18 protein-coding genes and 3 pseudogenes are annotated in these 23,327 nt (G+C 68.4%); 8 read left to right on the top strand and 13 right to left on the bottom strand.

The window, feature by feature from the left end:
• The first annotated feature begins 226 nt into the window (after window positions 1-226).
• The 3 genes and pseudogenes from AB0N66_RS16055 to AB0N66_RS16065 all read left to right on the top strand — a co-directional run bounded on the left by AB0N66_RS16055 (window position 227) and on the right by AB0N66_RS16065 (window position 2,707).
• Window positions 227-1,468 carry a hypothetical protein gene (locus AB0N66_RS16055; RefSeq protein WP_365434245.1) on the top strand — a complete coding sequence of 414 codons (1,242 nt, stop codon included), beginning with the start codon at window positions 227-229 and terminating at the stop codon, window positions 1,466-1,468.
• Between the two features lie 55 nt (window positions 1,469-1,523).
• A pseudogene (locus AB0N66_RS16060) lies at window positions 1,524-1,787 on the top strand (helix-turn-helix domain-containing protein); the annotation flags it as partial.
• On the top strand, window positions 1,685-2,707 hold the full coding sequence (locus tag AB0N66_RS16065) for a transposase (RefSeq protein WP_365434248.1): 1,023 nt from the start codon (window positions 1,685-1,687) through the stop codon (window positions 2,705-2,707). The pseudogene AB0N66_RS16060 and the gene AB0N66_RS16065, both read left to right, overlap by 103 nt.
• A gap of 12 nt (window positions 2,708-2,719) precedes the next feature.
• On the opposite strand, the gene AB0N66_RS16070 is transcribed toward AB0N66_RS16065, so the two are convergent.
• The 5 genes and pseudogenes from AB0N66_RS16070 to AB0N66_RS16090 form a co-directional block, all read right to left on the bottom strand.
• Complete coding sequence (locus tag AB0N66_RS16070) at window positions 2,720-3,502, bottom strand: aminotransferase class IV (protein WP_365434251.1); 783 nt, start codon at window positions 3,500-3,502, stop codon at window positions 2,720-2,722.
• A gap of 156 nt (window positions 3,503-3,658) precedes the next feature.
• Window positions 3,659-4,662, bottom strand: a pseudogene (locus tag AB0N66_RS16075) (IS5 family transposase).
• An 81-nt stretch (window positions 4,663-4,743) separates the two neighbouring features.
• The gene (locus tag AB0N66_RS16080; protein ID WP_365434254.1) at window positions 4,744-5,031 is read right to left on the bottom strand and encodes a hypothetical protein; all 288 of its coding nucleotides are present in this window, start codon (window positions 5,029-5,031) and stop codon (window positions 4,744-4,746) included.
• A 258-nt stretch (window positions 5,032-5,289) separates the two neighbouring features.
• Window positions 5,290-6,198 (bottom strand): class I SAM-dependent methyltransferase, encoded by a 909-nt coding sequence (locus AB0N66_RS16085; RefSeq protein WP_365434257.1) that lies wholly within the window; start codon window positions 6,196-6,198, stop codon window positions 5,290-5,292.
• 242 nt (window positions 6,199-6,440) lie between these two features.
• Window positions 6,441-7,520 (bottom strand): LLM class flavin-dependent oxidoreductase, encoded by a 1,080-nt coding sequence (locus AB0N66_RS16090; RefSeq protein WP_365434260.1) that lies wholly within the window; start codon window positions 7,518-7,520, stop codon window positions 6,441-6,443.
• 178 nt (window positions 7,521-7,698) lie between these two features.
• Here AB0N66_RS16090 and AB0N66_RS16095 point away from each other — a divergent pair.
• Window positions 7,699-7,857, top strand: a pseudogene (locus tag AB0N66_RS16095) (dehydrogenase); the annotation flags it as partial.
• Between the two features lie 138 nt (window positions 7,858-7,995).
• On the opposite strand, the gene AB0N66_RS16100 reads toward AB0N66_RS16095, so the two are convergent.
• Complete coding sequence (locus tag AB0N66_RS16100) at window positions 7,996-9,120, bottom strand: NAD(P)/FAD-dependent oxidoreductase (RefSeq protein WP_365434263.1); 1,125 nt, start codon at window positions 9,118-9,120, stop codon at window positions 7,996-7,998.
• 147 nt (window positions 9,121-9,267) lie between these two features.
• Here AB0N66_RS16100 and AB0N66_RS16105 point away from each other — a divergent pair, with 147 nt between their 5' ends.
• On the top strand, window positions 9,268-9,963 hold the full coding sequence (locus tag AB0N66_RS16105) for a TetR/AcrR family transcriptional regulator (protein WP_365434266.1): 696 nt from the start codon (window positions 9,268-9,270) through the stop codon (window positions 9,961-9,963).
• A gap of 312 nt (window positions 9,964-10,275) precedes the next feature.
• Here AB0N66_RS16105 and AB0N66_RS16110 read toward each other — a convergent pair whose 3' ends face one another.
• From AB0N66_RS16110 to AB0N66_RS16130, 5 genes are all read right to left on the bottom strand, one after another.
• A complete protein-coding gene (locus AB0N66_RS16110) occupies window positions 10,276-10,566 on the bottom strand; it encodes a hypothetical protein (protein ID WP_365434269.1) in 291 nt (96 codons plus the stop codon).
• 201 nt (window positions 10,567-10,767) lie between these two features.
• Entirely contained in the window at window positions 10,768-11,979 is a 1,212-nt protein-coding gene (locus AB0N66_RS16115; RefSeq protein WP_365434272.1) for a DMT family transporter, read from the bottom strand.
• Between the two features lie 874 nt (window positions 11,980-12,853).
• Complete coding sequence (locus AB0N66_RS16120) at window positions 12,854-13,555, bottom strand: 2-phosphosulfolactate phosphatase (protein WP_365434276.1); 702 nt, start codon at window positions 13,553-13,555, stop codon at window positions 12,854-12,856.
• 172 nt (window positions 13,556-13,727) lie between these two features.
• Entirely contained in the window at window positions 13,728-15,674 is a 1,947-nt protein-coding gene (locus AB0N66_RS16125; RefSeq protein ID WP_365434279.1) for a sigma-70 family RNA polymerase sigma factor, read from the bottom strand.
• A 316-nt stretch (window positions 15,675-15,990) separates the two neighbouring features.
• Entirely contained in the window at window positions 15,991-16,167 is a 177-nt protein-coding gene (locus AB0N66_RS16130) for a hypothetical protein (protein WP_365434282.1), read from the bottom strand.
• Here AB0N66_RS16130 and AB0N66_RS16135 point away from each other — a divergent pair.
• Together AB0N66_RS16135 and AB0N66_RS16140 are read left to right on the top strand one after the other, a co-directional pair.
• Window positions 16,157-16,900, top strand: a complete 744-nt coding sequence (locus AB0N66_RS16135; protein ID WP_365434285.1) for a thaumatin family protein — start codon at window positions 16,157-16,159, stop codon at window positions 16,898-16,900. The genes AB0N66_RS16130 and AB0N66_RS16135 overlap by 11 nt on opposite strands.
• Window positions 16,901-17,146: 246 nt before the next feature.
• Entirely contained in the window at window positions 17,147-18,322 is a 1,176-nt protein-coding gene (locus AB0N66_RS16140; RefSeq protein WP_365434288.1) for an epoxide hydrolase family protein, read from the top strand.
• Window positions 18,323-18,561: 239 nt separating this feature from the next.
• Here AB0N66_RS16140 and AB0N66_RS16145 read toward each other — a convergent pair whose 3' ends face one another.
• Complete coding sequence (locus AB0N66_RS16145; protein ID WP_365434291.1) at window positions 18,562-19,704, bottom strand: hypothetical protein; 1,143 nt, start codon at window positions 19,702-19,704, stop codon at window positions 18,562-18,564.
• 467 nt (window positions 19,705-20,171) lie between these two features.
• Here AB0N66_RS16145 and AB0N66_RS16150 point away from each other — a divergent pair, with 467 nt between their 5' ends.
• Window positions 20,172-21,668, top strand: a complete 1,497-nt coding sequence (locus tag AB0N66_RS16150; RefSeq protein ID WP_365434294.1) for a HEAT repeat domain-containing protein — start codon at window positions 20,172-20,174, stop codon at window positions 21,666-21,668.
• A 636-nt stretch (window positions 21,669-22,304) separates the two neighbouring features.
• Here the strand turns inward: AB0N66_RS16150 and AB0N66_RS16155 are convergent.
• On the bottom strand, window positions 22,305-23,300 hold the full coding sequence (locus tag AB0N66_RS16155) for a zinc-dependent alcohol dehydrogenase family protein (protein WP_365434297.1): 996 nt from the start codon (window positions 23,298-23,300) through the stop codon (window positions 22,305-22,307).
• Window positions 23,301-23,327: the final 27 nt, after the last annotated feature.

Raw genomic sequence — 23,327 nt, forward strand, 5'->3', positions numbered from 1 at the left:
TTTCCTCCTTGTCGGTCGATCCCCAGAAACCGCGCCCGACCTGAGCAGGGCTGCGTCGCCGATCTGCAGATCAGCGGTTCGTCCTTTACTCTGCCGGGTATTCCGCTCGACCAGAAGGGAGGAAAGGGGGGAGGAAACCCCCGACGGCGCGGTTGACACCACGCGCAGTAGCCATTCAGGCTGTGAGCGAAGTCGTGGAGGCCATGTCACCGGGGGAAGGCTGGTCGTGACAACGCCGAACACACAGCTCCGGCATGCACGGGAGTACCTCTGTCTCTCCCGCCAGGAACTCGCCGAACAGGTCAACGCCGTCATCTGGACGCGCCACTCCGTGCGAGCAGAGCTTGACGCCAACTACATCGGCAAGCTCGAACGGGGCGTCATCACCTGGCCCGGCGACCAGTACCGCGAAGCGGTCCGGACGATTCTACGGACCTCCACCGACACCGAGTTGGGCTTCCGCAACACCCGCCGCGCCCTCGTGCCACCGTTCCCGGAGCCCGTCGGCGGGCCAACGCACCCCGAGAGCCCTCTGCACGGCGCGACGGTTGTCGACGAACGGCATGTCCAGGAGATCCTCGGCGCGGCGGATATGTTCCACCGGTGCTTTCAGGTCCACGGCGGCTGGTCGATGCGTGCGGCCGCGCTCGCGCAGATGCACTGGTCAGCGCAGCTGATCCGCGCCGACGTCCCACACCACCTGGCCAGTGCCCTGTACGGAGCTGTCGCAAGCCTGGCTCACATCTGCGGTTTCATGTCCTTCGACACCGGGGACCACTGCGAAACCCGCCGCATTTTCCGCTTCGCGCTGTCCTGCGCGGACAAAGCCGCCGACTGGCACGCCCAGGTCATCATCCTGGCTTCCATGTCCCGCCACGCCACCTGGACGGGCCGCTTCGACGAAGGACTCCTGCTCGCCGAGCACGCACTCGAGCAGGTGGACCGCCTCACCGCGACCGAACAAGCGATGTTGCGCACCGCACGAGCCAAGGCCCTGGCCGCGACCCAGCGCACCAGCGAAGCCCTGCGAACTATCGGCACCGCCGACGAGGACTTCTCCCGCGCCGACCCCGACAACGATCCACCATGGATGCGGTTCTACGACCTCGCGCAGCACTCCAGTGACACCGCGGAAGCCTTCATGTACCTCAATGCCGCGGGTTATCGGACCGCCGAAACTCGCATCCGGTTCGAGGCCGCGTACTACGGACACGGAGACCACTACGCATGTTCACGCGCCATCGCCCACGCAAAACTCGCGTCCGCGGTCCTGGCCACCGAAGATCCGGCCGAAGGAGCCATGATCGGGCAGGCTGCGCTGAAAACTGCGGGCACCATCCGTTCCGCATTGATATCCGACAGCCTGCGCACCTTAGACCAGCACGCCGCTCGACACCGCGGTGTTCGGGAGGCTAAGTCCTTGCGCGAACAACTCAGCACCAGACTGACCCCGGCACACTCCGACTAAGCGAATCCGGTGAAGTTGATTGCGTTGGATAGGCGTCCCAGGGAGGAGGGACGTCATGCCGAAGAGCCTCCGCGTCGAGTTGACTGACAATCAGCGCCGTGACCTGCACGCGCTGTTGGCCCGCAGGGACTTAACCGCCTATACCCGGCAGCGTGCCGAGTGCATCCGCTTCATGAACCGCGGCAAGTCCGTGCCCGAGGTCGCCGACCTGCTGGAGTGCAACCCGGTCACGGTCCGCACCGCGGTCCACCGCTTCACGGACGGTGGGATCGGGGCGCTGTCGAATGCCCCACGCCCGGGTCGGCCGGCGAGGCTCCTGGGGCCGGCGACCAGGCCGCACTGGCCGAGCTGCTGGACGACTCCGCAGTCAAGGGGATCACCTGGAGTGTCCCGGCCCTGTGTGAGTGGCTGCGGGTCGAGCGCGGGGTGGAGATCTCCACGGACTGGCTGGGCGAGCTGCTGCGGCGTGAGGGATTCCGCTGGAAGCGCACCCGCGACAGCGTGCGGCACAAGGCCGACCCCGTCCTTCAGCAGGCCCGCCCGAGCCCAGCTGGAGGACTTGCGGCCTTGCGGCAGGCCGCACACGCGGGAGACCGCGATCTGATCTTCCTGGACGAGTCCGGCTTCGCTCCCACCATGCCCACCGGCTACACCTGGTCCAGGATCGGGCAGCGCGCGGTGGTACCGAAGGAGGACACCCGCAATCGCCGGGTCAACGTGCTCGGCGCGAAGATCATTGGCAGTGAGCCGGGCCTTCTCTGGCGGCGCACGAGCGGGAAGATCGACGCGGAGATGCTGCTGGACTTCGTCTGCGTGCGGCTGGCGGGCCTGGGCGGCGGCGCGGCCGTGTTGGACCTGGCCGCCGACGGCCTCGGCCTCGACATCATGCCGGTCTGGGAACGGCGCAGGCCGTGCACGGTCGAACTGGATAACGCCTCGGCCCACACGGCCAACGCGTTCAAGGGTCGCCGCCGCCAACTGGCGAAGATCGGAGTGGAGCTGTTCTATCTACCGCGATACAGCCCGGAGTTGAACGACATCGAGCTGGTCTGGCGGCAGGCAAAATACGAGGACCACTCACAGTGCGCCCACACCAGTGTCGACTCCCTCGGCGAGGCCGTCGACCGGGCCATGACCCAGCGACAAGACCGGATCCGAGGATCAGCAAAGAACTTCGCCACGACGGCACGGACTGGGCCCGCGCTGCAAGTAGCACGATCAGACGATCACGGGGCCTGAGCCGGGTAGCGGTCACAGCTCCTGTGCGGGGACGCTCGTCCAGCAGCCGCGCAGTGCCGCCTCCAACTCGCGGTTCGGGGTGAAGAGTTGGTCGTCGATGGCAGTGATCGTGCGAATGCCGACGACGGCGTTGGTCGCGAAGGCGTGCGGGAAGTTGTGCATGTCGCCTCGGTGTACAGGGACCGACTGGACGGCGTAGCCGTGATCCGGCAGGGCGGTCTGCAGCAGGCGCATGGTCACTCCGGGCAGTACGTCGGCCTGGGGCCACCGGATCTCGCCGTCAGCGCCAGCAAACGCGATGTTCCACGTCGCGCCCTCGCTCACGTGGTCGTGAGTGTCGAGGAAGAGGACGTCGTCGAAACCGCGGGCCTGGGCGGCGCGCCGGTGGTAAAGCTGAGCGAACAGGCCGCTGTGTTTGACCTCGGAGACATCGCGGACGAAGACAGCGGTCGCCACCCGCATCGGGGCGGGCGGCACGCTCGGGGCCGGGCGCGTGGTGATCAGGACGTCGGGCGGGCCATCGGTGGGCTTACCCATGGCGAAGTCACGCCGGAAGAAGGTGATCCGCGCCGAGACCGGATCAGCCGCGTCTGCGGTCGCTTCGCGGAGCCACTGCCGTACCTGTGGCTCGTCGACTTCGGCCCCGAACAGGGTGCCGGCGTCGTGCCGCAGCCGTTGCAGGTGGAGGTCGAGCCCCTGGACACGGCCTGCTTCGACGACGAGCGAGGTGAATGAGCCGTACCCGTACAACGCCAGGGGTGCCAGGTCTTCAGCGGTGGCGGGCTTTCCGTTCACGCGCACGATGCCCCCGGCGAAGTTGCATGACGATGTTCGTGGAGGTTATCGCCCGCTCTGGTGCTCCATTGCCATGGGCCGAATCCGGTTATCAAGCAGGACCGAAAGACGGGCATCCATCCCGGGTGTCCGGTTAGGGCGCGTATTGAGTCGTGATCAACTGGTGGTCCGGGTGAGGTCTTTGATCCAGATCATCGAGGCTCGTAGGTGGAGGCCAGCGAGGTAGCTGTCCGAGGTCTTGTCGTATCGGGTGGCGATGCCCCGCCAGGCCTTGAGTTTGTTGATCAGACGCTCGACGGTGTTCCTCTCCTTGTAGAGGGCGGCGTCGTGGCTGACAGGTCGACCGCCCCCGGAACCCTTCTTCTTCCGGTTGGCGGCCTGGTCCTTCTTCTCCGGGATCACTGCCTTGATGCCGCGTTGACGCAGGTGGGCCCGGTTGCCGCGGGACGAGTAGGCCTTGTCCCCGGCGACTGCGTCCGGCCGGGTGCGGGCGCGGCCGATGGGGCCGCGGACCCGTAACTTCTTGAGCACCGGGATGAACTGCGGGCTGTCCGCGGCCTGGCCCGCGGTCAGCACGAACGCCAGCGGGCGGCACTTGCGGTCGGCGGCCAGATGGACCTCGCTGGTCTGCCCGCCCCTGGAGCGTCCGAGAAGAGCGGCCTTCAGGCGGACTCTTCGCCGACGCCGTATGCGTCGTCGTTCCTCCCGCTCGGGATCTGCTTTGACGTCCTGCCCGCTTTGTTCTTCGAGGCTGCCCCCTTTGACCTGGCCTTCTCCTCCTCGGCAGCAGCCTTCTCCAGTGCAGTGATGACGTCCTCACCCAGGTGCATCCCGGCGGCATCGTGGTGTGCCCGCACGGTGGTGGAGTCGATGCTGACCAGGGACAGGTCCACCTCGCCCCGCTTCGCCGCTTCCGCGATCAGGCCTTCCAGCAGGGCCTCGAAGACGCCGGCGTCACGCCACTGCCGGAAGCGGTTGTGCACGGTCGACCAGGCGCCGAACTCCTCCGGCATCTCCCGCCACTGCCCGCCGGTCCTGAACCGCCAGATCACACCCTCGAACTGCTGCCGGAGCCGTTCGGGGTACGGGCCGTACCCGCCGATCGGCAGGTACGGTCCGATGAACTCCCACTCTGTGTCCGTCAGTTGCACTCGCGTCACGCAAGAAGATCTACCGGAACAGACCCCGCCGCGAAAGCGGAGTCCGGAACTGCCACCGTCTGCCCTCGAACCGAACTAGGCTCAACCGAGACCGCGGTGGGCGGCCCACAACGTCCCGGCACGGCTGGCCGCGTCGACAACCAGAGCCGCCAGTTCCGGTTCGTCGGGAACCGGGAACGAGACATATGCGCCCCGACCACCGCCGACTGGTCGGCCATAGGCTTTCGCGGCGAGGCGACCGTCCGGGAGAAGCCGGATGTTGAGTGTGGTCAGTTGGAACTCTTCACCACGTCGAGTGTCCGTCCAGCGGAGCGCCTGCGGGATCGTGACGTTGATCGCCAGAGCATTCACTTCCAGGTCGCTGCTCATGGACGGATGCTCTCACGCGAGTCGCACAGGCGGCGGGCGAGGTAGACAGTTTGATCACGACTCGATACGCGCCCTAGAAGGCGACATCGTGGTCGAGGGCCGTCCTCGTTGATTCAAGGGAAGGTGTGCACCAGGTTGCCCAGCACGTGGAGCCTGGCCAGTTCTCCCAGTTCTCCCAGTGCTGCCGGGACCTAGTTGAGGGTGTATCACCGGCTTGTACGGATCTAGTGCGGTCGGTCGCGGCGTCCGGTTGGTTGCTCAGCAGTTCCGGGTGTCGTCGAGTTGGAAGTGCCAGACGACCGCGATCGGGGAATCGTCCAAGGCCGCAGCCGACGCTTCCGGGTACCAGTGCAACAGGTCCCAGGACACATGGGTCGGGAGTGGGTCCGGGGCGGTGTCGGGGTCGAGGGAGTGGCGCGGGCGGCGGGGTTCCTCGCATTGCCGGACCTGGAAGCCCAGTGGGAGCGCCGCGGCGAGGTAGGCGCTGAGCGGGCGGTGGTGCTCGGCGAGGACGGAAGGACGGCCGTCCGGGCCGGGACGGCGGGCCAGGGTCGGCCGGAGGTAGGACACCAGCAGGTGGGCATCCGAGATCACGAGGCTTCCGCCAGGGCGCAGGACACGAGCGAACTCCGCCAGTACCGGGGCCAGATCGGGGACGTGTGTCAGGGCGAGCGCACACACGACAGTGTCGACCGCGTTGTCGGGAAGCGGGAGTTGGTGCAGGTCGGCCTCGTGGAAGTCGACATCCGGCAGGCGCTTGCGGGCCTGGGCGAGCATTTCCGGTGAGGCGTCGACGCCGATCACATGATGGCCGAGTTCATGCAGATAGGTGGTGTGACGTCCAGTGCCGCAGGCCGCGTCCAGCGCCGTGCCGGCGGGCAGGCTGTCCAGGATGCGTCGGACAACGGGCTGCTCAATGTCGATCATCTGATTGCCAGGGGCGTCATAGTGCGGTGCCCAGGCTTGGTATACGTCGGCCGCGCTGATCGTGCCCGAACTCGCCATGACCCCCGCGGCATGCGCGAGGGTGGACTTGTCCAGCAGGGTGCGGATCTCGGCGATCCGGGCTTCGACGAACGCCCGGTCGGCGCTTCCCTCCCTGAAACCGCGCAGCAAAGCGGCACCCTCGATGCCCAGCAGATATCCCAGGGGGCTCAGATAGGTCACCCCATGGACGGTACGGACACATCCGCCGACTGCTCCACCGGTTTTCTGCGCTTCGGGAAGCTGTCCCGACTCATCGAGCACATCATGAATACGCGCTGTGAACTGGGCGCTGACAGGTCTGACTGCGATTCGTCGAGTGAGTGAGTGAGTGAGTGAGTGAGTGAGTGACGTGCCGGGGCACGGGCCGCTTCCTGGGCGTCATCGACAGCGGTGCCGATCATCCAGGCAGGCAGGCAGGCAGGTCAGGTGAGGAGTTTCGCGAGCACCGCCATCTCGGTGGGTGGGTCGATCACCGGCTGGATGAGGAGTTCGTCGACGCCGGCCTGTTCCAGGGTGGTGATGCGGGCGAGAAGGTCGTCGCGGGTGCCGACCAGTGCCAGGTTGTTCATCAGCGAGGGCAGAACCAGGTCCCGGTCCTGTGGTGCGATGCGTCCGAGGTAGTTGGGGTAGAGCTTGGTGTGCCGGTCCGGCGCGGTGGCGGTAGTGCCGCGCCGGTCGAGGAGCCGCCGCACCGCCTCGCGTTCCTCGGGGCCGAGTTGGTCGGCGATGGCGGGTGTGTCGGCGGCTGTGTCGGCGGCGAAGGCCAGCAGCGACAGGACGAGGTGGCCCGTCGCGTCCCGGGCTGCGTCGCCGTAGGGGTCCTCGTCCTGGTCGAGCAGGCGGAGCGAGGTGACGACGTAGGAGTCTGCCCGGGAGTCCGTGTGGGAGTCGGGGTCGCGGGGTGTGCCCTGGGCGGCGTGGCGGCGGGTGTCGTGCAGCGCGTGCCAGGCGGTGGGGTCCAGCAGGCCGAAGGAGATGAGGCCGGTGCCGCGGCGGCCGGCGACGGCGGCGGCCTTCGGTCCGAGCAGCGCGGCCACGACGAACTCGATCGGGTCGGCGGTGTTCACGTGCGCCCCGGCGTGCAGGAACCGGATGTCGCGGACCCGGTCACCTTCGCGGTACTCGGTCGAACGTCCGGCGCACAGGTCCTGCAGTGCGACGGTGAAGTTCTCCAGCCTGGCCGCCGTGGTCGGCCGCATGCCCAGGGTGCGCCGGGCCGTGTTTCCGGTGCCGACTCCGCAGATGATCCGGCCCGGTGCCAGTGCGTTGAGACTGGCGAGCCCGCTCGCGGTGGCCGGTGCCGAGCGCAGCGCCGGTGAGGTCACGCCGATGCCGAGCCTGATGCGGCTGGTGGCCTTCGCACACAGGCTCAAGGCGACGAAGGGGTCGCCGTGGACCATTGGGGTGTCGTTGACCCAGAAGCTGTGCAAGCCCAACTCCTCGGCCCGCACGGCGAGTTCCTCCACACCGGGCTGCGCGGCGACAACGACACCTGCACGCATCAATACCTCCAAGGTGTGAGGATCGAATCGAACTCGCTCAGCATGGCAGGTCCCGGCGCAGGGCCGCTGCGGAGTCGCGTGATCTTGTGGTGTCGCAGGGCGAGGGTGGCCGTGCCGGACGCAACGAAACCCCGTTGATGCAGATGACCTTCCCAAGTCGTCTGCCTGCAAAGGAGCCAACAACGCCTGCCCCGGCTACGTGGCCACCGACATCAACGCGTTCAGCGGTACTCAGACCGCTGAGCAGGGCGCGGCGATTGCTATCCGGTTGGCGGCTCTGCCTGACGACGGCCCTACCGGCCAGCTGTTCGACGGCGATGGAGTCGTGCCATGGTGACTTGCTGATGTGTTCCAGCTCGGCTGGGCTGTGTCTCGACGCGTGGCTGCGTCTCAACGCGTCTCAGCAGCGTTTGTGGGCAGCCATGACCCACGGCCTTCGGCCGAGGCCCACACGACGGCGAATGCCCTACTGGGGCTACTCGTGGCCGGTGAACATGTCGATCAGGCCCTGGGGTGCGTTTTCGCCGAAGCAGAGCTCGTGGATGCGGACGGCTTCGGTGGCGGCCGCGGCGCTGCGGGAAAACATGGTCTGCTCGTACGCGGTGAGCGCGGCCTCGACGTCATCGGGGTGCGCGGCGATGGCCCTGCCGAGTTCGGCGCCGTCGTACATGGCCAGGTTGGCGCCTTCGCCGGACGGGATCATGAGGTGGGCGGCGTCGCCGAGCAGGGTCACCCCCGGCACCCGATCCCACCGGTGTCCGATCGGCAAGGTGTTGAGGGGGCGCAGGGCCGGCGCGGTCTCACCGTCGGTGAGCAGCGCCGTGAGCTCCGGTGCCCAGCCGTCGAACTCATCCGCGATCCGCGCGGTGGCCGCGGCGGGATCGGTGAAATCGATGCCGGCGAACCAGTCCTGCGACTTGGAGAGCGCTACGTAGATATGGAGGGTCCCCCCGCTCTCCCGGTGAGCTTGGATCCCCTTCCCCGGCGCGGGTGCGAACAGCGCCCCGCCGCCGACCGTTTTCGCGCCGACCGGGTGCCGGGTGTCGCAGTCGAACAGGTAGGTCTCGATCAACGACGTGCCGACGTACTCAGGTGTGGCGTCGGAGAGCAGCGGCCGGACTCGTGACCACGCGCCGTCCGCGCCGACCAGCAGGCTCGTGACGACGGTGGTGCCGTCGGCGAAGGTCACCTCGTGGCGGCTGTCGCCGAGGGCACGGACATGGCTGACCTTGTAGCCCCACCGGATGGTGCCTACGGGTAGTGAGTCGAGCAGGATCTGCCGCAGCTCGCCGCGCTGCACCTCGGGGCGTCCACCCGTGCCGTCGTCGGGTTCGTCAAGCAGAACGGTCCCGTCCCGGCCGAGGACCCGCGTCGCCTCGCGGCCCTCCAGGATGAGGTCGCGGAACTCGTCGAGCAGGCCTGCCGCCTGGAGAGCCGGTTGGCCGTTGTGGTCGTGGATGTCGAGCATCCCGCCCTGCGTGCGGGCGGTCGGCGAGGGCTCCGCCTCGTAGACCGTCGCCGCGATGCCGTGGACGTGCAGGACGCGGGCCAGTGTGAGTCCGCCGAGGCCGGCGCCGATGATCGTGACGTCAGAGGTCATGGTGCTTCCTTGCGTGTAGTGTCGCGCGGCTGTCGGATGGATACCCGGCAGGTCATCTTTGGAACGTTGTTCCAATGCCCAGCCTGGAGCGCTGTTCCAGAGATGTCAAGATGGAACAGAGTTCCAGGCGTGTGCCAGGATGTATCCATGGCAACCAGGACGCGTCGTCCAGAGCGACGCGAGCAACCGCTCTCCCGGGAGCGCATCGTCGAGGCCGCGATCGGGCTCCTCGACACGGCGGGCGAGGGCGGACTCACGTTCCGCGCGCTGGCCGGGCGCCTCGCCACTGGGCCCGGTGCGATCTACTGGCATGTCACGGGCAAGGACGAACTCCTCCATGCCGCCACTGACGCTGTCGTCGCCGGCACCATGGCCGCGGACAACGCCGATACGACGCCGCAGGAAGCGATCCGCGCCCTCGCACTCGGCGTGTTCGACGCGATCGACGCCCACCCGTGGATCGGCACTCAACTCGCCCGCACCCCGGCGCAGTCACCGATGCTGCGGGTCTTCGAACGCATCGGACGCCAGGTCCAAGCGCTCGGAGTACCCCACACCGCCCAGTTCACCGCCGCGTCCGCGCTACTGAACTACATCCTCGGAGTGGGCGGACAGAACGCAGCCAACGCCCGCGAACACCAACTGGACGTGAGCCGGACCGAGTTCCTCAACACCGCCTCGACCGCATGGGCAAACCTCGATCCCGACGAGTACGCGTTCACCCGAAACGTCGCAGACCAACTACGCGATCACGACGACCGAACAGAGTTCCTCGCCGGCATCGACCTCATCCTCACCGGAATCACCGCCCTCCCAAAGCCGACTGACCCGACGCCTTCGTAGCCGCCCTCGCGCCTCCTCGGGACATTGGCTGATGGACGGGTACATCGCCCCGAGCAAGCCGCTCAAGCGCCAGATGGTCGGGCCGGGCAGCCTTCGGACTCCTGCGCTCACGAACGCTCACAAAGCACCGGCGACCTGAGAACATGCCGGCACAGCTCCGTTCAAGGACTTCACCCGCCTTGGCCTGGGCGGCACCTGGGCGGCACCGGGGCGGCGCCTGGGCGGCACCGGGGCGGCGCCTGGGCGGCACCGGGGCGGCGCCTGGGCGGCACCGGGGCGGCGCCTGGCCGGCACCGGGGCGGCGCCGACCCGTCAGGCGTCGTCGGAGGCGGGGACGAGTAGCTGGGGATCGATGTCGGTCACGCAGTCCGCGTAGTCCAGCCGGACGGCCGCCGACATGAACCGGTCGTATTCGTCCTGTCGCATCGTGAGCCGGAAGGAGTTGATCGTGTTGATGAGGTAGTCGACGGCGATTTCGGCCTCATCGTTCGCGACAAGGCCACGCACTGAACCGAGGGCCCGCACGGTTTGCCCCCGAGCCGAGGCGCGTTGCTCCAGAGCATCCACCACCGCGCGGATGATGTCGTCCGCGGAACTCTTCATGAGTCGCCCTATTCCTCCTGCCTGCCCGATGGCCGCCGACCGATTGGACGCGCATCATGCTCGACCGGCGTCGCAGACCGCAGACCATTGCGACCTGCGACGCCTGCCATGACGGCACCCATGAAGCGCAGAGAACCAGATAGATCACGCTCTAGTCACCGGAGAAGCGGATCCCTGTTGCGGTCTGCGCGTTGAGGCTGGTCATCGTTGTGGGCCGTGATCGGCCAGTGCGTCGGTGGGTTCGTGGAAGGTCGGCTGGTGTTCGTCTTCCTCGAAGCGTGGTCTGCGGAGGTGCACGGTGTCGAAGGCGCCTGCGCCGTGGTAGCTGAACCTGATGGTCGGGCTCTCGATTTCGGGGTGTTTTGCCCAGTCCACTCGGGGATCGTGTGGGGTGTCCTGATGGTATGTCAGATGTTGTGGTGTGAGGGGTGGTTGAGGGATGTACGGGGCGTAGGCCGGGTACGGCGGCGAATCCTTGCGATGCTTGCCCGGTTGCGCCGCGGGTTGTTCCTGACCGCTGCTTGTCACCACGACGGTCACGCCGACGATGATCAGCAGGAGTCCGGGGATGGTTGCGGGCTCGATGCCCTGGTCCATCAGCCACCATGCCCCGAGTGCGGCTACAGGTGTCTCAAGCAGGAGGAGGACGCTGATCGTTGTCGCTGACACCCTGCCGAGGACGAAGTTGAGTGAGCCGAGTCCCAGGATCTGAGGGAGCAGGAGCAGCCCGAGCAGTGACAGTTGGGTGGATCTGTCGAAACCGGTCAGCGAGATGTCGGCCAGCCAGCAGACGGCGAGGAGTTCCAGGCCGCAGACCATAGAGGTGAACGTCGAGTAGAGCGGCGTGCTCACGTCGGCTCGCGATTTTTCGCTCAGTGCGGTGTAGCCGGCCTGGGCGATGGCCCCGGCGAGGGCGAGCAGGTCGCCCAGTAGCGCGGTACCGCCGGACTTGATGTCGAGACCGGCTGCCGCGGCCGCTCCCACGACGGAGAGGGCGAGCCCCGCCCGGGTCCTGCGTGAGGTCCGTACACCCTGGCCCGCCGCGATGAGGGCCTGCCAGACGGGTTGGGTGGCGACGAGTGCCGTGGACATGGCGACCGAGGTGAGCCGGGTACTGGTCATGAAGGCCGCGAAGTGGAGGGCGAGCGAGGTGGCCGCGAGGAAGCCGAAGACCAGAGGCCGCCACTGTTCCCGGCGCAGGATGCCGCGCTCGCCGCGTACGACACGTACGACTTCGCGGCGCCTCAACAGCAGAAGAAGAGGACCGAGTACGGCGAAGCCCAGGCAGTTGCGCCAGAAGGCCATGGCGAGCGGCGAGGCGGTGGCGGCGGCGGTGAGAGGCGCGGTGGCCGAGATGGCGACGACGGTGACCGCCATCGCCACCACGGACAGCGGGTCGGCCTTGGATTTCACGCGTTCGCACCGCCGTTCGCGGTGGGCCGGGCCACGTGTGACGCCGGGGCTTTGAGGCTGTCGTGGGCGTTCCCATGCAGGTGGGCGGTATCCCTCGGGAGTGTGGGCCTGAGCGAGGTGAGACCGCAGGTGTCGAACGCGGGGGTTAAACCGTCAACGGTCTGTCCAGCATTGATCATTGAGTACGCAGTTTCTGTGCCGTGGGAGGAGGGGGGCGGCTGAGGGTTTGGAGGGCGCAGGTGAGACCCGGTCGTCGTCGGCGTGTCCCCGTCGTTCAGGCCACCTGTGGGCGGCCGGAGCGGGGTGAGAACAGCTGAGAGCGGTTGCCGCACACGGACGGGGTAGGAGTCCCATGAGGCACCCCCACAACGGGAGTTACGGCTCAACGGTTCGAAAGAAGATGCGGGGGTTACCGCGCGACGAGTGCGGCGGGGTTGACCAGCCGCGAATTGGATGAGGATCCGGCCGCGAAGTCGGTGAGAATCCGGGCCCAGACGGTCCTTCTTCGCTTGCTTCCCCCGCGCGATGCTGGCGAGCCGCCGACGGGTGAAGTGGCCCTGCGGGACATCGATGATGCCCGCGAGGACGATGCCGGTGCCCCGGGGGCAAGGCGGTCGGGCTGCGGCTGGTGAGCGTGGCGTCGAGGGCGGTCTACTCAGTCTGCTTCTTGCCGTCGTCGCGGAGAACGGGCCGGGCGCACCCGAGGCCGGATCCGATACAACTGGCTACTGTCCTTGCCGGGAGCGGCTGACAGGAACGTTGGCTCGTCTCCGGCGTCGACAGCGGCCCGGGCTGCCCGCTCCTTGCCAAAGTGGTGCGGGCGAACTGCGAATTCCCGCAGGGCTACCGGACCACGATCGGACTTCACCAGCGATCAGATCGGGGCATCGTCGGACTGCGAAGGCACCGCGCACGGACGGAGGACCATGAGCGAGCCTTCCAAGGTCGCCGTCATGGCAAAGGGGAACCGGTCGAGCTCAAGACAGAGTGCAACGTCATCAGGATGGACTCCTTGGCGCACACCCTCCGCCAATTCGGCGGCGGCGCGCGACTCGGCAGCGCGGCGGAGGAACTCAGCCGCATCCGTCGTAGCCTCGGTGGCCCGCCGAGCGATGTGTTGAGCACACGCCAGATCTTCATCGGCCTGCCCATCGTCGCCAGTGACCACGAACGTGACGCTGTCACTCTTGCGCGTCCGCAAGAGCCGAGCCGTTGCCTCCGCCACCACGAAGCTGGCGCACAGCACCAGCGACGCTTCCTTGACCGCAAGGGCGCCGACCGTCCCTGCCGTCGTCTTCTGCACAACGGTCCGTCCGTCAAGGTCAACGGATCGCAGCAGGCCCGGCGAGTTGACCATGTCGAACCCGGGCGCGGGCGGACCGTCTTTGAGCGCCACCCAATCCGGATGCGAAGTCTTGAGCGCCAGGGCTTCGTCCAACGACTCAGCAAGAACGATCTTTTCGGCCCCCTGGGCAAAGGCCCAGGCGGCCACGGTGAAAGCACGCATGACGTCGACCACGACCGCCACGGACGGGGGTTCGACCAGATCAGCGATGCCAAGGAAACGAGCGTCCATTCCGATCATGATCGCGCATGCCCGACCCGAAGCACTCGGAGAGTGATACGCATCACTCCTCAGTGGCTGCAGTCACTGCCGGCGGCGTCGACTTCGCCGGGACGGAGATCGATTCTTCCTCCCGGCCGGGGAAACTTCGCCCCGGCCAGGATGGTGCCCGTCGTGTCCCGGGTCAGCGTGCTGCCTGGAAGGCCCGGCCCGCCGCAGTCGTCGTCGTGCCGTTCGTGAACAGGCCACTGTTCGGTTTCGACGGGTCGGCGCCGAGCCCGAACCACGCATAGCGCTGGAGGTAGGAAAGGGAGTCAAGGGCCTTCGTGGACGCGGTGACGAAGGCGGCCTGCTCCGTCGGGGAGGGGAAGCGGGTCCCCTGGGAGAAGTCGATCAGCGCGTATTCGGTGAGCCAGATCGGCTTGTGGTAGCGCTGGTAGACCGCCTCCAGGTACGACTTCAGCTGGTCGACGGCCTGCGGAGTGCGGAAGTCCCCTCCGTACCAATGGAGCGTGATGAAGTCCACCCGGTAACCCTTGGCCGCAGCGCCGGACATGAAGCGGTCCAGCCAGCCGCCGGGGACATTCGCGCCTGTCGCTACCGCAGGGCTGCCCAGGATTTTGCCGGCTTCCATGAGTCGCGGCCACAACCCCAGCGCCTGATCGACCGTCATGTTCGACTGCTCGCCCATGTCGGGTTCGTTGAACCCGAGCAGATAGGGGCCCTGGGCGCGGGCCTCGGCAAGGGAGGCGTCGGTGACGGAGGCCGCTCCCCAGATCATCGGCACGAAGGTCGCCGACGACGGTGTCGTGATACCCGGATGCTGGGTGGCCCAGGTGTAGTACCAGCCGGCCCCGGACGCGGCGAGCGCTGGGCTCACTCCGTTGAAGGACCACACGCCCACCCCCTTCTTGGCGGAAGAGGCGATCTCCACCGGAGCCGCGGCCTCGGCGGTACGCGTCGGCCTGGAGGTCGGTTCCGCCGTCCGCGTCGGGGTCGTGGTGGGGGAGGCGGACCGGACGACCGAGGGTGAAGGGCTCGGGGATGCGGTGACCGCCGGGGTGGGCGAGGCTGGAAGCGCCGTCTTCGCGGCCGGAGCAGCGGAATCCGGCGTCAGACGGGCCCCCACCAGGACGGCCACCACCATCAGTGCCACGGCCGCGCCGCCGAGGACAGGCTTGGGGACGGTACGCGCCCCGTTACGGCTGGGCCGACGCGCCCGGCGTCTGCGACCGCCCCGATGGCCGCGGCCGACTTCTTCCGCACGCGCGGACTCCGGGGAGCCGCCGGCGCCGGGGCCCGAGGAAGGCGTACCGCTTCCGTTGACGGCGGCGAGCACGTGGGCCGTATCGAGACTGGGCGGAACGATCAGCAAGGGCAAGCCGTGCAGCAGTCGTTCCATGGGGAACAGCCCCTGTTCCACGCCTGTGCAGACCGGGCAGCCGCGGATATGACGTGCGAACCGCTTGCGCCACAAAGGGCCCGGGATGTTGTCCCAGGTCGAGGCGATCTCCTCCAGCCCTGTGCAGCGCGGAGCGGCTCCCAGGCCACGCACCACAAGACGCGATGCCTCCATCTGCTTCTTCATGCGCCCGACCCGCACGGCCGCGTGACGGGTCGACAGTCCGAGGGCGGAGGCGAGCTCGGTGGCCTCCAGTTCGCCGGTCTCCTTCAGCCACCACAGGGACAGGAGTTCCCGGTCGTCCGGGTCGAGCCAGCGTGTGGCCTCGGCGATCTCCCGGCGCTGCTCGGTCAGTCCGAGGCGCAGGATGGTCAGGCCCGCGAAGTCCAGGGCAGGGTCGGGTATCGCCTCCGCGTCTTCCAGGCGTGTACTGCGGTCTCGGGCCGCGATCCTGCCGTGTTCACGGTTTCGTACCTGTCTGATCGTGATGGCTACCAGCCAGGACCGGAACGCGGCGGGATCCCGCAGTTCCGATAGTCCTCGCACCGTGCGCAACAGCGTCTCCTGTACGACGTCGTCGACATCGGCGTGACCGTTCAGGGCCCTGCCGACGATGTTGTAGACCAGCGGCAGGCACTGAGCCACCAGATGATCCAGGGCCTGTCGGTCACCGGCGCGTGCCGCCATCACCGTCCCGGTGTCCGGTCCACTCCGGCGGATCTTGGGCATGTGGGTCCATTCCTCTGCGTGTGGGTGCAGCTGAGGCAGTTCCCCGGCCCGCGGTCCGGACCGTGAGGACGCTCCCTATGAACGGAGACCGCCGGAGCGGACGCGGACAACAGAAAGTTCGGCAGGAGGATTCGAGATTTGTGTTGTCGGGGTGCCGCCGACACGGTCACCGATACGTGCGTACGCAACCCGAAGAGCACGAGGAAGGCACAAGAATGGCACGAGGACGCAGTCGACACGCCGCGAGATCCAGGCGACACCGCTGGTGGTACGCCGGGGCAGCAGCCCTCGCGACGGCCGCCATGGTCCTGATCACCTACAGCATCTGGTCACCGTCGGGAACCAACGGCGCTCCCGCAGCGGACCGCCGTATCGCCGCCGTAACGCCCATGGCCTCCGGGTCCCCGTCGCGTACACCAAGCAGCTCGCCCTCCCCGTCGGCATCGCCGCGCCGCAGTCCCTCTCCCTCCGCCACGCCGAGCGTGTCAGCCAACGGTGGGAACAAAGCAACGGGCGGAGCCGGCACGCTCACGCAGCAGCCGTCCACCGCCCCGGCGGGCAAACGCCTGATCACGGTCGTCAACCGCACCGACAAGACGGTCTGGGCAGTCGCCAGCAACACCGCGGTCTACCCGGAAGGCCGCCAACTGAAGCCGGGCCAGAGCATGTCGGTGACCGTGGCGAACAACTGGGGTGGACGCATCTGGGGCCGGACGGGATGCACCTCCACGGCAGCGGGTTTCTGCGCGACCGGAGACTGCACCAGCGTCTGCAACGGCCCCAACCCGCCCACCACCCTGGGTGAGTTCTCCTTCAACGCGTACGCCGGCATGGACTTCTACGACGTGAGCATGGTCGACGGCTCGAACCTGCCCATGTACATCAACATCTCCCACACCACCACCAAAGACCCGGTCAGCCCGGACGGTTGCTACAAGGGCGTCTGTACGACGGAGGTCGACTGTCCCCGCCAGATGCAGGCGGCCTCCGACGGCCAGGTCGTGGGCTGCAAACCGCCGTGCGCGGCGTTCGGCGGCGACACATACTGCTGCCTCGACAGGTGGGCGGGCCGCGAAAACTGTGTCCCCTCGAAATGGCCGGTCGACTACACCCAGGTGTTCAAAAAGGCCGCACCATACGCCTACTCGTACGCCTTCGATGACGGGGCGACGATGCCGTGCAAGGGCGCCTGCTACTACCGCGTCACCTTCGGCATCACCGGGTAGCTCCGCGTCCTCACAACCCACGCAAGGCCAGAGGCCGACCCCCCGGGCGGCCCGGCCGTGGGGACGGGTAGCGCCCAGGAGAACTCCGCTTTCGCAGGGCGCTTTCGCCGGAGGTTCGATGGTCGGTCAGGTGGTCTGCCGCAGCCGCCTGTGCCGATCGCGTGCGCGTATTCGTCCAACCGTGCCGCGTGTGTCGGGCATATGGATGCCGCTCGGCGGTTGTCTCCGCCGCGTTAGCATCGTTCCATGTCGGACGTACCGCCTCGCCTGGAGCCGTTCATCTCGCAGACCGGGCCCGCAGAGCTCGAGGATCTCCGCGCGCGGCTGCGCGCCACGCGCTGGCCGGATACGCCCGAGGACGCAGGGTGGTCGCTCGGAACCGACACCACCTACCTTCGGGAACTCGTCGCCTACTGGGCGGACGGGTTCGAATGGCCGGTGCAGGAGGCGGCGCTCGCCCGGCTGCCCCGCTTCCGCGTCCGGCTCGGCGGCCTGGGGATCCACTTCGTACACGCCCGGGCTGTCGCGCCGACCGGTCCCGTCCTGCCGCTGGTCCTCAGCCACGGCTGGCCGGACTCGTTCTGGCGCTACTCGAAGGTCATCCCGCTCCTGACCGATCCCGGCGCGCACGGCGCCGACCCCTCTGACGCGTTTGATGTGGTCGTGCCCGACGTGCCGGGTTTTGGGTACTCCGACCGACCCACCGGCCCGCCGCTCAACTCCATTGCCGTCGCCGGCCTGTGGGCCGAGCTCATGAGCGTCCTCGGCTACGAGCGGTTCGGTGCGGCGGGCGGGGACATCGGCAGCCACGTGAGCCGCTACCTCGCGCTCGACCACCCCGACCGGGTCGTGGCCGTCCACCGCACGGACGGGGGTTTGCCCGTCTTCACCGGCGACCCGGCCGATCTCACGCCCGAGGAGCGCGCCTGGTTCAAGGAGGTCGCGGCCTGGGGCGCGAGCGAGGGCGCCTACGGCGCCATCCACCGAACAAAGCCCCAGACCGCCGCCGTCGGGCTCACCGACTCGCCGGCTGGGCTCGCCGCGTGGATCGTCGAGAAGCTACAGGCGTGGAGCGACTGCGACGGCGACATCGAACGGAGCTTCACGAAGGACGAGATCCTAACGAACGTCACGCTCTACTGGCTCACGGGCACGATCGGCTCGTCGATGCGCATGTACCACGCGAACGCCGCGATCCCGCCCGCCCAGCTCGCCCGCCGGGTCGAGGTGCCGTCCGGGTTCTCGATCTTCCGCGGCGACATCGTCCGCCCGCCGCGGGCGTGGCTCGAACGCACGGCGAACGCCGTACGCGTGACCGAGCCCGCGCGCGGCGGTCACTTCGCACCGTTCGAGGAGCCGGAACTCTACGCCGAGGAACTGCGCGCGTTTTTCCGCCCTTATCGGGCGGCGACGGCGGGCTGAGGGCACCGCCGTTTGCCGGCCGGCTGTGTTTTCTCCGCAGACGTCGTGCTTACGACGTGTCCGCCTTGGGAGACCCTGGGTTCGGCAAGTGCCCCTTGGCCCGCAGGCGTTGTCGAGAGCGAGTGCGCCGACAACGCCTGTCCGCCAACGAGATGCCCCACAGCAGTCTGCTCAGCACGTACGGCACGTGCCTGAGCAGCCACCGCGACAACGTGATCGCTACCGTGCCCACCCGGGGTTCAGCGAGTCGAGCGCTGGATCAGCTCGTACTGGGCGGAGGTGGACTCGCCGGTGATGAGTCCGTAGGAGCCGACGGACCAGAACTGTCCGGTGCGGCCGGTGGGCGCGAGGGCCTCGACGTCGTACGACTGGGTTTGGCCGCCGGGAACGGCGTCGCCCGCGACGGAGGTCCAGACGCCGTCGCGCAAACGCCAGTAGAGGGCGGTGCCCTCGTAGCCGTAGGGATCGCCCGAGACCCAGACGGTGCCCTTGCCGTCGCCGGTGATGGCATTGGCCCACAGCCCGCCGACCGGGCCGGTGACGTCGTGCCAGCTGAGGCCGTCCCAGTGCAGAACCTTGGTCTGCTGCGGTTGGTTCTCGACGTAGGGGGTGAGAGCGGTGGCCCAGACACTGCGGGCGGACTCCTGGTACAGGGCCGTGATCCGGAGATCGCTGCCGGCCGGCGCGGCGTCCTTCCACGAACTGCCGTCCCAGCGCAGGAGCACGGATCGGCTCGGCCGGCCGACGTACGCGAACTGCCCGACCGCCCAGGCATCGTGGGAGGTCCGTGCCTCGATGGCGCTGATGATGACGCCGTCCTGGAGGGGCGTGCTCTGCCAGACGCCGTGGGCATAGGAGTTGATCGCGGTGTCGCTCACCAGCCAGACCTTGCCGGGGACGGCGGCGAGCTTCGCGAAGCCGTAGCCCTTCTCCTCAGGCAGCGGCACCTGCGTCCACCGTTTCCCGTCGTAATGGGCCAGGATCTCGCCGTTCTGGTCGCCCCAGCCGTACGCCCAGACGTCGCTGGCCGACACCGCGTCCACGGCGTGCCACACACCGGTCTCCGGCACACCGGGAGCGGACTGCTGCTGCCAGGTCCTGCCGTTCCAGTGCAGGATGACGCCCTCGCTGATGCCGTCGATGTACTGGACTCCCACCGCCCAGGCGGCGTTCGGACCGGCCGACGCGATGTCGAAGAGGGCAGAGTTGTCCGAGAGCGTCCCCGCCAGGGAGGTGTGCCAGGCCGGAGCCGAGGCCTGGCCCGGCGCCGAGGCGGCGGGAGCCGCACCGTCTGCCACTGCGCCCGCGGCCGGGGCGACGGCCACGGTAGCCGCCGTTAACGCCGCGACGATCGCGATCTTGAGGTACGTGCCTGTCTTCATGACTGCTCCCCGTTGTCGAACGGGGGTGCCGTGTGGATCCCGCAACGTCGCCCCCGTTTGCGCTTGCTCACTCATGAGACCGTTCACCCCGCCCGACGGTTGTGCCACCAGCCGTGCGGCACATGGACGATGACCCGGGACCGTATCCACTCCCGCCTCACCGCCGCCCGGCCTGGATCACCACGACGGTCAACTCGCCTTCACCAAGGGCACGCTGATCGGACTCCAGGCCGGCCACCTGCTCGGCGGCGGGGAGCACCGGTGCTGCCGCTCGTCAAGGCCCGGCAGGATCAGCCCGAACTTGGCTGCCGGCACTGCCCGTTGCTCTTCCAGCGCGCTCATGCCAGACCAACGAACCACCGAGCAGAAAGCCGCGAGTTAAAGATCTGCACGCCTTGGACGAAAGACATAGGCGCCTGTCGGCGCAACCTCCCGTCGGTTCGGCAGTCTTACTTCCCGGGGTGCACATGACGGCAGAACATCAGGTTGCCTTCTTCCTGAGGGAGCTGGAGACGGGCGACACCTGGCGACGGGCAGCAGCGGCGAAGGGGCTCGGCAAACTCGGCGACACCGAGCACGCCGCGGTGCTCGTCCGGGCGGCCACCGACCCCGCGCCCGAGGTGCGGGAGGGCGCGGCGGTGGGCCTGGGCAGGCTGGGGGTCCCCGAGGCCGGGGCGGAGATCCTGCCCGCGCTGATGGACGACGACGATCCGTGGGTGCGCAGGCAGGCCTCTCTGGCGTCGATCCGGCTCGGGCTGCGCGACCGCGAGGTCGTGGAGGCCTATGGGCGACTGCTCGGCGATCCTGACTATCACCTGCGGATCAACGCTTTGGAGGCGTTGCGGGAGCTGGGCGTGCCCGGTGATGTTCCCGCGCTCGTCCGGCTGCTGGGGGATCCGGCATATGGCATCTGGGGTCGGGCGCGGGCCATGGTCTTCGAGTTCGAGAAGGACCCGGATGTCGAGGCGGAGCTGGTCCGTACGGCCCAGTGGGGCGCGGAGGCCGCCCGCCTGCACGCCCTATGGATGCTGCCGGACAAGCCCACCGACCGACTGTTGCCATCGCTGCTGAGAGATCTGACCGACGACCCTTCTACTGAGGTGCGCCGCACCGTGGCTGCTCGACTGGCGCGGGTGAACCGCCCAGAGACGCAGGCCGCGCTGTTCGCGGTTCTCGAGGTGGAGCGGGACCCGGAGACGGCGTTGCAACTGCTGTTCCGGCTCGGGCGATCGGGTGACGAACGGCTGCTGGGTCCGGCCACGCGCTGGCTGAGCGACGAGCGGGCGGGGCCGTCGGCCGCCGTTGCCCTGGGGTCCGTCGGCGGCAAGGCCGCCACGAGGCTCCTGCGGGCGCTCCTCACCGACCCGACAACGGCCGCCCGCACGCTCGCGGCAGCGGCCAAAGCCTACGGCGAGGTGGGGAGATGGGACGCCGTGTGGTTGCTGCTCCCCTTGCTGGACCATGCCGCGCCCGACGTGTACGAAGGTGCGCTCCGCGGCCTGGACGCCATGGCGGACACCGGGTTCCGGCCTTGGGAACGCGCGGCGGTCGCCCGGGCGCTGGTGGCCCGTCTCGATGTCAACCCCATCCTGGTCGGGGTGGCAGAGAGGGTCCTCACGGGCCTGACGGAAGCCCTGCCCGGGCTGCGGGAACTGGTGGACCGGACCTCCTCCTCCCTTGTCCGAGCCGCCGCGCTGTCGCTCCTGGACCCGCACAATGCGACGGACGCCGGCACCCCGCACGATCTGCCGCTCTTCGTAGGGCACTTGGGCGACGCGAATACGTGGGTGCGCCAGGCCGCCGCGGAGGGGATCGCCCACTGGGTGGAGGAGACGGGCACGCTCCCCCCGGACGAGGAGCAGCTGCGCGACCGGCTCACCGCCCTGGGCTCGGACCCATTCGATTCCGTACGCGAGGCGGCGGCAAAGACGCTGCGGGCCCTGGACGACTGCCGGAACAACTGACGAGGCAGGGGCGACAGCGGCAACACCCCCACCCTGCACGCCGAAACCACCCAGCCCAGCCCAACACAGTCTCGGACTCGTACAGCTCCAGCCACAGCGCCAGGCCCAGGGGCCGCTCCAGCCCCCGCCGCTCGGCCTGCGTGCTGGTCGGGTCGTCCCGGTGGGCGAGTGGGTGCACGCGGTCCCGGTTGGCGAGGTCGAAGACCTGGTGGGAGTGGCGGCTGAACAGGCCCTCCTTCGACCACGAGAGTGTCAACTGGCAGAGGACGTCCACACCTTCCGCGACGGGGTGGCCGTACGGCGGGCACCGCGAGCGCGTGGATCGCCGACGGCGTATCTCGATTCCCGCACCGATCAGATCGCGCCGTGGCTGGGAGAGAGCCAGGGCGAGTTCTGGTTGATGGCAGGGGGCTGGCGGGCGGGACCGGGAGGTAGTCGAGCAGGAGGTTGGCCACCGGCCCGGGGTGGGCAGGTCACCGAGCCGGAGTACGGCATGCCGGACGTCGTGGGCAACGCCGTCGGTGGTCATGCGGACGCTGGCGCTGAACGCGGTCTTGGAGTTGTACCGGCGGGCCATGCGGCTCTACTGGGCCGTCGGCGGCGGCTGGTTTCCTGGTCGTGACCGCAGTCGGCAGGTCAGGGCTTCACCACGATCTTGCCTGTGTGCCTGTTGCTCTCCATCAGGCGGTGGGCGTCGCGCATGCGGTCGAGACCGTCGAAGACCTCGGCGACGACCGGGCGGAGGGTGCCGTCGGACAGGCCCGAGTTGAGGTAGCGCGAAGCATGACGACGGCCCTCGGCGGTGCTGGTGAGGTTCAGGTTGGCGTAGCCGTGGACGGTCTGCGGCCAGTTCCGGGACAGCTCGACGGGGCGTCGGTCGAGCCAGCCGTAGAGGACCAGCGTGGCGCCCGGTACGACGGCGTCGCCCAGGGCGCGGAACGCCGGGCCGCCGATCGCGTCGAAGACGACGTCGACCCCCTGCCCGCCGGTCAGCCGCCTGGCCTCCTTCACCACGTCCTCATGCTCGGTGACGATGACGTGCTCCGCACCCAGGTCAAGGAGGCGCTGCCGCTTCGCCTCCGTACGGGTGGTGGCGATCGGGACCGCTCCGGAACGGCGGGCCACCTGGAGCGCCGCGGTTCCGACACCGCTGGACGCGCCCGTGATCAGCACCTGGTTGCCGGGTTCTATGCCCGCCGTGCGGACCAGGGCACCGTAGGCGGTGGTGTAGGTGAGCCAGGCCGCCGCCGCGGTGACCGCGTCGACTCCGGCGGGCCGGGGGACGACTGCGCTCTCGTCCAACAGGACCAGTTCGCCGTAGACCCCGTGAGCGCTCAGTTCGAAGTTGGCCGCTGTCATCACCGGGTCGCCTGGGGCGAAGACGGTCACCCCTTCGCCGACCGCCTCGACCGTGCCCGCCGCCTCGTAGCCGTTGCGCGAGGCGGGAAGGGTCGGCTGGTAGTAGTAAGTCCCTGCGCGGAAAAGGGCTTCGGCCCGGTTGAGGCCCAACGCCTCTGCCCTGATGAGGACTTGGCCAGGGCCGGGCGCGGGAATCTCGACGTTCTCGGTTTTCAGGACTTCCGGGCCGCCGAGTTCGTGAAAGAGCACCGTACGAGCGCTGCTTGATGTCATACGGGCGACGCTATGAGGCAGGCTGGC

The organism is Streptomyces sp. NPDC093544 (assembly GCF_040683495.1).
GTDB lineage: Bacteria > Actinomycetota > Actinomycetes > Streptomycetales > Streptomycetaceae > Streptomyces.